General features: G+C 72.6%; 10 protein-coding genes and 3 pseudogenes. 8 read left to right on the top strand and 5 right to left on the bottom strand.

Features of this window, described 5'->3' with window-relative positions; translation table 11 throughout:
- Positions 1-1,136: 1,136 nt before the first annotated feature.
- Positions 1,137-2,270: an NAD-dependent epimerase/dehydratase family protein gene (locus tag FHU30_RS24345; RefSeq protein ID WP_253870676.1), complete on the top strand. Its 1,134-nt coding sequence runs from the start codon at positions 1,137-1,139 to the stop codon at positions 2,268-2,270.
- Positions 2,271-2,329: 59 nt separating this feature from the next.
- Here FHU30_RS24345 and FHU30_RS24340 read toward each other — a convergent pair whose 3' ends face one another.
- From FHU30_RS24340 to FHU30_RS24330, 3 genes are all read right to left on the bottom strand, one after another.
- A complete protein-coding gene (locus FHU30_RS24340) occupies positions 2,330-3,064 on the bottom strand; it encodes a cytochrome P450 (RefSeq protein WP_253878867.1) in 735 nt (244 codons plus the stop codon).
- A gap of 500 nt (positions 3,065-3,564) precedes the next feature.
- Positions 3,565-3,852: an amidohydrolase family protein gene (locus FHU30_RS24335; RefSeq protein ID WP_253878865.1), complete on the bottom strand. Its 288-nt coding sequence runs from the start codon at positions 3,850-3,852 to the stop codon at positions 3,565-3,567.
- Positions 3,849-4,442 (bottom strand): hypothetical protein, encoded by a 594-nt coding sequence (locus FHU30_RS24330; protein ID WP_253878863.1) that lies wholly within the window; start codon positions 4,440-4,442, stop codon positions 3,849-3,851. The genes FHU30_RS24335 and FHU30_RS24330 overlap by 4 nt, the downstream gene beginning before the upstream one ends.
- A gap of 705 nt (positions 4,443-5,147) precedes the next feature.
- On the opposite strand from FHU30_RS24330, the gene FHU30_RS24325 reads away from it, so the two are divergent.
- Entirely contained in the window at positions 5,148-5,291 is a 144-nt protein-coding gene (locus FHU30_RS24325) for a hypothetical protein (RefSeq protein ID WP_253878862.1), read from the top strand.
- 389 nt (positions 5,292-5,680) lie between these two features.
- On the opposite strand, the pseudogene FHU30_RS47695 reads toward FHU30_RS24325, so the two are convergent.
- Positions 5,681-6,284: pseudogene (locus tag FHU30_RS47695) on the bottom strand (SDR family NAD(P)-dependent oxidoreductase); the annotation flags it as partial.
- A 30-nt stretch (positions 6,285-6,314) separates the two neighbouring features.
- Here FHU30_RS47695 and FHU30_RS24315 point away from each other — a divergent pair.
- From FHU30_RS24315 to FHU30_RS24300, 5 genes and pseudogenes are all read left to right on the top strand, one after another.
- Positions 6,315-6,536 (top strand): annotated as a pseudogene (locus tag FHU30_RS24315) (SDR family NAD(P)-dependent oxidoreductase); the annotation flags it as partial.
- A 101-nt stretch (positions 6,537-6,637) separates the two neighbouring features.
- Positions 6,638-7,150: pseudogene (locus FHU30_RS24310) on the top strand (SDR family NAD(P)-dependent oxidoreductase); the annotation flags it as partial.
- Positions 7,107-7,238 carry a hypothetical protein gene (locus tag FHU30_RS46290; protein WP_301323495.1) on the top strand — a complete coding sequence of 44 codons (132 nt, stop codon included), beginning with the start codon at positions 7,107-7,109 and terminating at the stop codon, positions 7,236-7,238. The pseudogene FHU30_RS24310 and the gene FHU30_RS46290, both read left to right, overlap by 44 nt.
- 182 nt (positions 7,239-7,420) lie before the next feature.
- Positions 7,421-8,050, top strand: a complete 630-nt coding sequence (locus FHU30_RS24305) for a TetR/AcrR family transcriptional regulator (RefSeq protein ID WP_253870662.1) — start codon at positions 7,421-7,423, stop codon at positions 8,048-8,050.
- A gap of 69 nt (positions 8,051-8,119) precedes the next feature.
- Positions 8,120-8,749: a LysE family translocator gene (locus FHU30_RS24300; protein ID WP_253878856.1), complete on the top strand. Its 630-nt coding sequence runs from the start codon at positions 8,120-8,122 to the stop codon at positions 8,747-8,749.
- On the opposite strand, the gene FHU30_RS24295 is transcribed toward FHU30_RS24300, so the two are convergent.
- Entirely contained in the window at positions 8,746-10,137 is a 1,392-nt protein-coding gene (locus FHU30_RS24295; protein WP_253878854.1) for a D-alanyl-D-alanine carboxypeptidase family protein, read from the bottom strand. The genes FHU30_RS24300 and FHU30_RS24295 overlap by 4 nt on opposite strands.
- A gap of 621 nt (positions 10,138-10,758) precedes the next feature.
- On the opposite strand from FHU30_RS24295, the gene FHU30_RS24290 reads away from it, so the two are divergent.
- The gene (locus FHU30_RS24290; RefSeq protein WP_253878853.1) at positions 10,759-10,995 is read left to right on the top strand and encodes a hypothetical protein; all 237 of its coding nucleotides are present in this window, start codon (positions 10,759-10,761) and stop codon (positions 10,993-10,995) included.
- The last annotated feature ends 290 nt before the right edge of the window (positions 10,996-11,285 follow it).

Genomic DNA, 11,285 nt, shown 5'->3' with positions numbered 1-11,285 from the left:
CCTGGCACGAGCGTGAGGCCCCGGGCATGTGTGAGGCTCCGGCGTCTACGCGCCCGCTCCGCGAGGTCCGGGTGTGTGTGAGGCTCCGGCGTGTGCGCAAGCTTCAGCGCGAGGCCGGAGCGGGCGTGAGGCCCGGGCGCGTGAACGCGAGGCACTGCGCGTGTGCGGGCCCGAGCGCTTGCGCGCGTCCTCAGCACGTACGTGAGGCCTCGGCGGGCGCGCAAGGCCCCGCGCGCGTGAGAGGCCTGGTGTGTGCAAGCCCCCAGCGCGTGCGCGGCTTGGGCGCGTGCGTGAGGGTCCCCGCGCGAGCGAAAGCGCCAGTACGTGCGCAAGGATCCAGCGTGTGCAGGCCCCGGCGCGTACGCAAGCCCGGCGCGTGTGTGATGTTCCGGCGTGTGTGTGAGGCCCCAGTACATGTGCGGCCTGGCGCGTGTGTGAGGTTTTGGTGCGAGCTTGGGCGGGCGCCTCTGTGCCGTCCCGACGTGTGTGAGGCCCCGCGCGTGCGCGAGCCCCCGGCGCGCGTGTGAGGCCGGCGGACATGTGAGGCCCGGCGGACGTGCGAGGCCCTGCGAGCGCGTGCCCCCGGCACGTAAGCAAGCCCCCCGGTGCGTGTGCAAGGCCCAGCGCGTGCGCGGCCTGGGCACGTGGGCCTCCGCACGTGTGTGAGGCACCGCGCATGCGCGAGGCCCGAGCGCGTGTGAGGCCCTCGGCGTGTGCGCAGTCTCCAGCGCCTGTGCGAGGCGGCAGTGCGAGCTTGTGGGCTCGCGCATACGCAGGCCTTGGCCGATGAGTGAGGGCTGGGGGCGTGGGTGAAGGGGCGGTGTGGGGGTGAGGGGCAAGTGTTTTGTTAGGGGGTGGTGTGGTTGTGAGATATTGAAGTTTGTGTGAAGGGGGGTTGGGTTTGTTAGAGGGTGTTACTTGAGTGAAGAGGGGGTGCTTGTGGGATGGGGTGTTGGGTGGGGGGTGGGTTGCGCGCGCGTGGGTGCGGGCGCGGGGGCGTTGGGGTTTGGGGGCGGCGAAACGTGGTGGGGGACGGGGCGTCCGGTGCTGGTCAGTTGGTTAACGCGGCGTTGACCCTGCGAGGAGGCTTGCGGATTCTGTCCGTACCGAGCCACGGGGAGCACGATCGGTTAGGGGTGACCGCAGTGAAAGTGCTGATCACAGGGGGAGCGGGGTTCATCGGGAGCACGATCGCGTCGGCCTTCGCCGAGCGCGGCGCCACGCCGGTCGTGCTCGACAGCCTGGTCACCGGACGGACGGAGTTCACGGCCGGGAAGGTCTTCTACCGCGGCGACATCGGGGACGGCGTGCTGGTGGACCGGATCTTCGCCGAGCATCCGGACATCGCCGCCGCGGTGCACTGCGCGGCGCTGATCGTCGTGCCGGACTCGGTGCGCGACCCGTCCCGCTACTACCGCGTGAACCTCACGCGGACGCTGGAGTTCGCCGAGCACCTGCGGCGCAACCACTGCGACCGGATGGTGTTCGCGTCCACGGCGGGCATGTACCGGCCGTCCCCGGACCTGTCGGTCACCGAGGCGTCCGAGCTCGACCCGCGCAACCCCTATACGCGCTCGAAGGCGATGGCGGAGGCGGCGCTGCGCGACCTGGCCGGGGCCTACGGGCTGCGCGTGGTGTCGCTGCGCTACCTGAACCCGATCGGCGCGGACCCGAAGATGCGCACGGGCCTGCAGTCGGGGAAGCCCACGCATGCGCTCGGCAAGATGATCGAGTCGTACGAGACGGGCGTGCCGTTCAAGATCACGGGTGTGGAGTGGCCGACCCGCGACGGGACGGCCATCCGCGACTACATCCACGTCTGGGACATCGCGCGCGCCTTCGTCACCGCCGTGGAACGTTTCGACGCGATCGTCCCGCCCGCCGCCGGAACTCCGCCCGCGCGCCTGGCCGGTGCCCCGTCCGCAGGTCCGGCTGGTGCTCTGCCTGCGTCCGATGCCGTGGCCTCACCCGCACGCTTGGCCGGCGCCCCGGCCGCGAGTACGCCTGGTGCTGCTTATCAGGTTGTGAATTTGGGGACTGGGGACGGGACGACCGTTCGGGAGTTGGTCGAGGCGTTTCGGGCGGTCGTCGGGGACGGGTTGGTTGTGGAGGAGGCGGCGGCGCGGCCGGGGGACGTGGTCGGGGCGTTCGTGGATCCGGCTAAGGCTTGGGAGGTTCTCGGCTGGAGGCCGGAGTTCACGATCGGCGATGCCATTCGGCACTCGCTTCAGTGGGCCGAGCATCGTCGACGTCTGGACGTCGTCGCCTGACCGGCGTCTGGCGGCAGCCGTCCGGCCCGCCGTCTGGCGGTCGTCTGGTCGGCGCATGGCTAGGTTCGTCGCTGGAGGGTGATTGGGAAGGTGGTTACGCCGCGGACGAAGGCGTTGCGGAGGATGCGCGGGCCTTCGAGGTCGGCATGCGCGGCCGATCCCACCCGGGCCACGAACTCCTCGAAGAAGATTCGCAGTTCGAGCCGGGCCAGGGACGCGCCGAGGCAGAAGTGGGGGCCGAAACCGAACGCGACGTGGTCGCCTGGCGGGCGGGTGACGTCCAGCTCGTCCGGACGGTCGAACACCGCCTCGTCGCGGTTCGCCGAGCCGTACATGAGGACGACCTGCTGCCCGGCCGGGACGGTCACGCCGGCGATCTCGGCGTCGCGGTCCGCAGTGCGGCACATGTTGAGGATCGGCGTCGTCCACCGGACGAACTCCTCGACCGCGCCGGGGATCAGGCCGGGGTCCTCGCGCAGCAGCCGCCACTGGTCCGGGTGCCGGATGAGCGCGTCGATCGCGGTCGCGATCACCGTCCGGGTCGTCTCCGCGCCGCCGACGAGCAGGAGCAGCGCCTCGTGCGCGAGGTGCTCGTCGTCGTAGCGGGGGCAGCCGCCGCCCGCGTTCGCCCAGAGGGTGAGCAGGTCGGAGGTCGGGCATTCGCGGCGGTCCCGGGCCATCTCCAGGACGGCCATGGCGAACTCGCCGACGGCGACGGTCGCCTCGTGCGTGACGTAGCGCTGCCCGCCGCCCGCGTAGACGGCCGTCGCCGACAGTGCGCGAGCTTCGGCCACGCCTCCTCGGGGAAGCCGAGCAGCCAGCCGATCACGCGGGCGGGCAGGGGCGCGGCGAGCGTCTCCACGGCGTCCGATGTGCCCTGGTCGAGGGCGTTCTCGATGCAGTCCACGGCGGTCGCGCGGATCCGGTCCGCGTAGCGGGCCACGCCGCGCGGGGTGAACCGCTGGTAGACCAGGCGGCGGCGCTGGGCGTGCTCCGGGTCGTCCACTCCGATCATGGACGGGTCGGAGGCGAGCTGCGGCCGGGTACCCCGCCGCCGTTCCGCCACAACTTCGGGTCGCGTTCGACGGCGAAGACGTCGGCGTGCCGGGGACACGCCCCACAGCCCGTTCGCCTCGTCGTGGTAGACCGGCGCCTCCGCGCGCAGCCACTTGTAAACCGACCAGGGGTCGGTCGCGTACATCTCGCCGTCGAGCAGGTCCACGTTCATGCCCGGCCTCCTCGGTCTGCTCGGTCCACGTTCATGACCGGCCTCCTCGGTCCGCTCGGTCCGCGTTCATGACCGGCCGCCTCGGCCCGCGAGGCCGCCTCGGACGAGCCGTCCGGGAAGCTCGCCGGTGGGTTCGCCGTCCGCGAAGGTCTGGACGCCGCGGACGAAGGTGGCGAGGTACCCGTCCGCCCGCTGGACGATGCGGCGGCCCCCGGCGGGCAGGTCGTACCGCACCTCGGGACGCCGCAACGCGACGGTGTCCAGATCGATGAGGTTGAGGTCGGCCCGCATGCCGGGCGCGATGACACCGCGGTCGGCCAGCCCGTACAGGCGGGCGGTGTCGCGGGTCATCATCGGACGACGTGCTCGACGGGCAGGCGCTCGCCGCGGCTCCGGTCCCGCGCCCAGTGGCTCAGCATCGTCGTGGGCAGGGACGCGTCGCAGATGAAACCGCAGTGCGCGCCGCCGTCGCCTAGGCCGAGGACGGCGCGCGGGTGCGTCAGCATTTCGCGCTGTGCGTCCAGGTTGAAATCGGAGTAGTTGAGTAGCGGCATCATCAGGACGTTGCGTCCGTCGTCCTCCAGCAGCTCGTCATAGAGCAGCTCCATAGGGTCGCGTCCGGATGCTGCGGCGCGTGCTGCAACGGACGTGTCGGGGTGCGGCTCGTAGTCGGGGTTGCGTTCCGCCAGGGGGAACAGCCGCTCGGGGAAGCCGCGGACCATCGCGGCGAGGATGTCCTCCTGTTCCGGACGTTCGGCCAGGATCCGAGCCTTCATCTCGGGGTCCCTCATGCGCGCGACGCGTTCGGCCCTCGGCAGTAGTGCCATCTCCACATAGGACGGGTGGTCGCCGAACGCATGGAGCGAGTCAAGGCAGATGAGCATCCCGAACGGACGGGACGCGACCTGTGGGAACAGCATCGCCTCGGCATCGGACGCGGACATTTCCAAGAGTTCGCGCCACAACTCCGGGACGGCATCGATCTGTAGGAGAGCGAACGAGACGGGCCGTCCGATGGCTTGGAGAGCCGCCGCATCCAGGCGACCTCCTGCGCGGGCGCGTTCACGTCCTCGCCCCGCCGCTCCTGCGGGAGCCAACTCGTACACGCCGCGTCCGAGCTCGCGGCAGGGCTTCGCCTATGCCGAACAGCTCGTCCTCGGCGGCGAAGGTGCCCGGCACGTACTCGCCGTCGATGGCCTTGTGCGTGAGCGTCCGCGATGTGGAGTAAGCCGAGCGCGCCCGCCGCGACGCCCTCCTTCACGATCGCCTTCATCGCGGCGATGTCGGCGGCGTCCGCGGGTTCGTTGCGCGCTCCGCGCTCGCCCATCACGTACGCGCGGACGGCGCCGTGCGGCACCTGCGTGCCGAGGTCCATCGTGAAGGCGCGGCGGCCCAGCGCGTCCAGGAACTCGGGGAAGGACTCCCACTCCCACGCGATGCCCTCGGCGAGCGCGCTGCCCGGGAATGTCCTCCACGCCCTCCATCAGCCCGATCAGCCAGTCGCGCCGGTGCGGCTGGGCGGGCGCGAACCCGACGCCGCAGTTTGCCCATGACGGCGGTCGTCACGCCGTGCAGGGAGGACGGCGCGAGCACCGGATCCCAGGTCGCCTGCCCGTCGTAGTGCGTGTGGACGTCCCACGAAGCCGGGCGTGAGGGCCGCGCCGCCCGCGTCGACCGTGCGCCGGGCGCGGCCGGAGACCGTCCCGACCTCGGTGATCCTCCCGTCGGCCGCGGCGACGTCGGCCGCGCGCGGCGGCGCGGCCCGTCCCGTCGACGACCAGCGCGTCCCCTGATGACGAGATCGTTCATGGTGCCTCCCCGCGCAGTTGCCTCGGAACCTCGGCGTAGTGCTCGGCGTCTCCGCGCTGTGCCTCGGTGTCTTCGTGCAGTGCCTCGAGACCTCCGTGCAGTGCCTCGAGACCTCCGCACAGTTCCTCGGGACCTCCGCGTTGTGCTTCGAGACCTCCGCGCGGTGCTTCGGGGTCTTCGCGCGGTGCCTCGGGGGCGCCGCGGAGTGCCTCGGGGCCGAACATGGGCTCGAACATGGCGCGGTAGTCGGGGCCGCGCCGCAGGTGGTGGCCGCCGTCCACGTTGATGACCTGGCCGGTGATCCAGGACGACTCGGCCCCGCGAGGAACCGCGCGGCCTCGGCGATGTCCTCGGGCTCGCCGGTGCGGGAGATCGGCATGCAGGCGAGGTAGTCGTCCAGGATCGGCCCGGCGTCGGCGATGCCCGCGACCAGTTCGGTGCGGACGAGCCCGGGCCGGATGCCGTTCACGCGGACGCCCGCGCCGCCCAGCTCGTCCGCCGCGAGCCTGACGAGGTGGTCGACGGCCGCCTTGGACGGCCCGTACGCGCCGAACCACCGGTGGGTGTTGGACGACGCGATGGACGAGATCGCGACGAACGCGCCGCCGCCGTCGCGCGCCATCCGCCGGCGCGTGCTTGAGCGTGAGCATCGTGCCGGTCGCGTTCAGCTCGAACGTCCGGCGCCAGGCGTCCGCGTCGAGCCCCTGGATCGGGCCGATCGAGGTCGAGCCGCCCGCGCTGTGCACGACCGCGCGCAGCGGGGCGTCCCGCGCGGCCTGCTCGACCGCGGCGGCGATCGCGTCCTCGTCGGTGACGTCGGCGACGGCGTACGGCAGGCCGGCTCGTTTCAGCTTGGCCTCGGTCCGGCCGCAGACCGTGACGCGCGCGCCGTCGGCGGCGAGCCGGCGGGCGCAGGCGAGGCCGATGCCGCTGCCTCCCCCGGTGACCAGTGCGGACGTGCCTTCCAGCGATGCCATCGCGCCTCCCAGAGCGGCCCGGGTGATGGAATGAGACGTGAGGCTAGGCTAAACGTCCGAACCAAGCGATTGGTAGGTCAGAGTTCCGCTCACCGGGGAGGCCAGGTGGAGGATTTCGACGGGCGCGTCGCCGTCGTGACCGGCGCGGGCAGCGGCATCGGCCGCGCGCTCGCGGAGCGGTTCGCGGCCGAGGGCATGCGCCTCGCGATCGCCGACATCGAGAAGGACGCGCTGGACGCCGTCCGCCGCTCCCTCGCCGCACGCGGTACGGAAGGTGATCGCGCAGGTCGTGGACGTGGGCGACGAGGAGGCCGTGCACGCCTTCGCCGACCGCGTCCTTCGACGGCTTCGGGGCCGTCCACGTGCTGTGCAACAACGCGGGGGTCTTCAACGGCTGCCAGATCTGGTCGCGTCCCGCGCGCGACTTCGCGTGGGCGCTCCAGGTCAACTTCTGGGGCGTGCTGCACGGGATCCAGGCGTTCGTCCCGCGGATGATCGAGGGCGGCGACGAGGGGCACATCGTGACCACCTCGTCCGTCGCGGGCCTGTTCGCCGCGCCGTTCTCCGGCCCGTACTCCGTCTCGAAGTTCGCCGCCTACGCCGCGACCGAGTGCCTCGGGCACGAGCTGGTCGTCTCCGGCTCCCGGCTGCGCGCCTCGGTCCTGTGCCCGGGCGGGGTCGCCACCCCGCATCCATCAGTCGGAACGCAACCGTCCGGCGTCGGCGCGGACCGAGCCGTCCGACGACCAGGCGTTCGTCGAGCAGGTCATCGCGGACACCGTCGCGGCCGGGATCGCGCCGGAAGCGGTCGCGGAGCAGGTCGTGGACGCCGTCCGGACGCAGCGGTTCCTGGTGCTGACGCATGACGCGTACCGGCCCGGGCTCGCCGCCCGCGCCGCCGCGCTCGCGTCCGGCGAGCTGCCTCCACTGCCCGACTACGAAACCCGTGACTGACCGCCTCTGCTGCCCGACTACGAAAGCCGTGACTGACCGCCTCCGCTTCCGACTGCGAAACCCGTGACTGACCGCTCCGCTTCCGACTGCGAAAGCCGTGACCGAGGGTCTCGATTCGAACGCGCGCCCCGTGGGACAGGCGGATCTGCGGGACAATGGGAGCGTCATCCCGAGGAGGCGCGTTGAGCGGCAGTGTGAGTGGCGGCGTCCGGATCACCGTCACCAGGACGTTGACGAAGGACCAGCAGGCCCGCCGGGAGCGGCTGCTGGAGGCCGCGCGCGAGCTGGCGGACGAGGGCGGCTACGGAGCCGTCACGATGCACGACGTCGCCGACCGCGCCGGCGTGGCCCGCGCCACGGTGTACCGGTACTTCGCGACCAAGGACCACCTGCTCACCGAGGTCGCCGCGGCCTGGGCGCACCGGGTGACCGCCGACATCGACGCGCTCGCCGTCGGCGACACCCCCACCGAGCGGCTCACCTCGCTGCTGGAGCGGATCGTGGAGATCGCGTCCGGTGAGCTGACCCTCACCTCGGCGATCATCCAGGCCGTCACCTCGGACGACCCGTCGGTCGAGGACGCCCGGACGGTGCTGTTCCTGTTCGTCCGGGACCGGCTGTCCGCGGCGATCGGCGACCCGGTGCCCGACCGGGACGCGGTCGAGATCGTCCTCGGCCACACGCTGCTCGCCGCGCTGGTCGCGCTGACCTCGCTGCGGCGGCCGCTCGAAGAGGTCACCTACATGGTCCGGACGTCCGGACGGCTCGTCCTGGCCGGAGCCCTCGCGACCGAGGCCCAGGCCGCGTCCTGAGCGTGGTCCACGGAGTGTCCGGCTGATTGGTCCTGTCGCGCGCGCACGAGCGCGCCCTACGGTGCCGGGATGAGCAACCCGTGGCTGTTCCTGCTGGCGGCGACCACCCTGATCGCCATCCCCGGCCCGAACCACCTCTACATCGTCACGCGCAGCATCGCGGACGGACGCCGCGCAGGCGTCGTCTCCGCGCTGGGCGTGGAGTGCGCGACGCTGGTGCACGTCGCGCTCGCGGCGGCCGGGCTGTCGGCGCTGATCGCCGCGTCCGCGACCGCGTTCTCCGTGCTGCGCTACGCGGGCGCGGCCTACCTGCTGTACCTCGCCGTCCGGACGCTGCGGTCCCGCGACGAGCTGAGCGAGGTCCGCGTCGCGCCCGCCTCGCTGCGCCGCGTCTTCCTGGACGGCCTGCTCGTCAACCTGTTCAAACCGAAGGTCGTGCTGTTCTTCCTGGCCTTCCTGCCGCAGTTCGTAGACCGCGCGGCAGGCGCCGTCCCGCTCCAGATCGCCGTCATGGGCCTGACCGTCGGTGCGATCGGCCTGCTCAGCGACACCGTGTACGCGGTCGCAGCCGGCTCGATCGGCAGCTGGCTCCGCGCACGCCCGGTGTTCCGCCGCCGCCAGCGCTACGCCACCGGCCTGATCTACCTAGGCCTAGGTGCAGCAGCCGCCCTCGCCACCCCCTCCACCCGCACCCGCTAGCCGAGGCGGAGGAGGCGCTGGACGATGGACGGCTTGTGTAGGGGGCGGTCCAGTGTTAGCGGGATGCGGGCTGAACCGGCCGTCAGGGTGCCGACCTTGGCGTTCTGGGGGGCGGAGCCGGGTGGGTTGCCGGCGACGCCGTACGGGACGGTCAGGCCGGGCCAGCCGACGACGGTGACGGGCTTGGCCGCGCGCAGCGGGGTGTGGCCGCCGAGGCCGTCGTCCACCTGCGCGACGCGGCTCCCGGACGGCGCGACCGTCGCGGCGACCAGGGCGTTTCCGGCAGCGGCGACCAGCGGCTGCGCGGCGGAGATCGCGCCCATCGCGCTCGGCGACGGCTGGTTCATGACCGCGCCGAGGATCAGCGTCTCCACCCCGCCGACCTGGCGGCGCGCGGCGAACACGAAGTTGCCGCCGGCCTTGTCGGTGTAGCCGGTCTTGCCGCCGACCACGCCGTACTGCCCGAGCAGGATGTTGCCCGCGTTGCGCGGCTTGCCGCCGCCGTCCGGCACGAACTCGCGCAGCGCGACCGACTCGGCGAAGCCGGGCAGCCGCATCGCCGCGCGCAGCAGCTTGACCTGGTCGGCGGCCGTGCTGACGGTCGCCGAGTCGTAGCCGCTCGGGTCGGTGTAGGTGGTGCTGGTCATGCCGAGCGAGCGCGCCGCCTCGTTCATCTTCTGGACGAACGCCTGGTCCGAGCCTGCGTCCCAGCGGGCCAGCTCGTGCGCGACGTCGTTCGCGGAGATGACCAGCAGCGCTTCGAGGGCCTTGCGCTCGGTGAGCCGCTGGTTCGGCGTGATGCCGAGCAGCGACTCGCCGCGCTTCTTGCGGTCCGCGACCTCGGCCGCGCCCTGCGGCGTGACCGTGAACGACGGCCCGTCCTCGCCGCTGCGCAGCGCCTTGTCGTGCAGGACCACGTACGCCGTCATGACCTTGGCGACGCTGGCCGTGGGCGTCGGCGTCGCCGCGCCGGACGAGCCCATCGTGCCCAGGCCGTCCACGTACACGGTCGCCTGCCCGGCGTTCGGCCACGGCAGGCTCGGCTTCTGCCCGCCGAACGTGTGGCTGGACGCGGACATCGACAGCGCCAGGGACGGCTCCGGCACCGGCCGCACGAGCTGCCCGGCCACCACACCGGCGACCAGGACGAGGACGGCCACAAGCCCGATCACGAGCCCGCGCTTGCCGCGCTTCGGCTCCTCCTCGTACGCGGGCGCGTCCGTCCGGGGTGCCTGCGCTTGGGGCTGCGCCTGCGGCTGGGCCGCCACGGCGAACTGGGACGGGTTCAGCGGCGCGTCCATGCGGGTGACGTCGGCGTCCCAGGTCTGCGCCTGGGCCTGGGCGCGCGCCTGCGCCTCGGCCTGCGCCTGAGCGCTGAACCGCGGCACGATCGGCCGATCCACACTCCCCAGCGGCCCGGCCGGAGCCGGACCAGGCCCTGCAGGCCCGGCGGACGCCGGGGAGGGCGCCGAGGGCCCGGCCTGATGCGGTCCGCTCGTCCGAGGCGGCACCTGGTGCTGCCCACTGGTTCGGGGCGTGGCTGGGTGCTGCCCGCTCGTCCGGGGCGTGGCCGGGGGCTGGCCGTTCGTCTGGGGCGCGACGGGGTGCTGGCCGCTGGTCCGAGGCGCCGCCTGGTGCTGGCCGCTGGACCGAGGGGCGACCTGCTGCTGCTCGTGCGCGCGCGGGGCCTGCTGCTCGGGCGGGCGCGGGGCGTTCGGGTGCTGGCCGCTCGTCTGGGGCGTGCCCTGCTGGGGCGCGCCGGGCTGGGGCGGGGCCTGCCGCGGGGCGTTCGGCTGGTGGCCGGCAGTCGTGGGATGGGTGCCGCTGGTGCGGGGGGTGTCGCCACCCCGTCCTGGGGTGGACGGGTGGGAGCCGCTGGTGTGGGGCGTTGTCGGGTGCGGGCCGCTGGTGCGTGGGGCGTCCTGGTCGTGCTTCTCCCGCGCGGGCGCAGGAGGCTCCGCCTTGGGGGCCTCGGGCTTCGGGGCGTCCGGCTTGCGGACGGTGGGAGCTTGTCCTCGACCGTCGGGGACGCCGAGCGGAACGGTTCGCCCTCGGCCGCCTTGGGGAGCGCGACCGTCCACTGCCCGGACGACTTGGACGCCTGGACGGGATGCGCGCCCGACTCGCGCGAGCCCTTCTCCGGCTCCGGCCTCTCGACCGGCTCCCCGCCAGGCCCCTCGACCGGTTCCCCGGCAGGCTTCTCGACCGGCTCCGCGCTCGGCTTCTCGACGTTGAATCGGGCTTAGGCTCGGCGTCGGTTTCGGCCGGGGGCTCCGGACGGGCGGGTACGGCGAACTCGATCGTCTCCGACCTGGCCGGCTCGGTCTCGTCCGGCCGGTTCTGGGCGTCGTCCGTCACGCCGCGTCCTCCTGCTAGCCCCGGGAAAGCTGAAGTGCGCGGTCGTAGGCGGACCGGAACCCCCGTTCGAGTCCCCGCGCTCATCTGGAAAGATGCGCAGGTTATCCGGAAAGTTCACTTCGTTATCAATTGGTGATCTTGAAATCGCGAACCCGGGCCGCCCGGAACGGCAAGACAC

Origin of the sequence: Actinomadura rupiterrae, from assembly GCF_024172125.1 — a bacterium.
Classification (GTDB): domain Bacteria; phylum Actinomycetota; class Actinomycetes; order Streptosporangiales; family Streptosporangiaceae; genus Spirillospora; species Spirillospora rupiterrae.
The sequence above is the reverse complement of the archived record's forward strand: the minus strand, read 5'-3'. Positions and strand labels throughout refer to the sequence as shown.

Bases quoted from the DNA above. Each gene is read 5' to 3' on its own strand.
- FHU30_RS24335 (WP_253878865.1), bottom strand. From the start codon at position 3,852: ATGATGACCCGCGACACCGCCCGCCTGTACGGGCTGGCCGACCGCGGT.
- FHU30_RS24330 (WP_253878863.1), bottom strand. From the start codon at position 4,442: ATGTCCGCGTCCGATGCCGAGGCGATGCTGTTCCCACAGGTCGCGTCC.
- FHU30_RS24300 (WP_253878856.1), top strand. From the start codon at position 8,120: ATGAGCAACCCGTGGCTGTTCCTGCTGGCGGCGACCACCCTGATCGCC.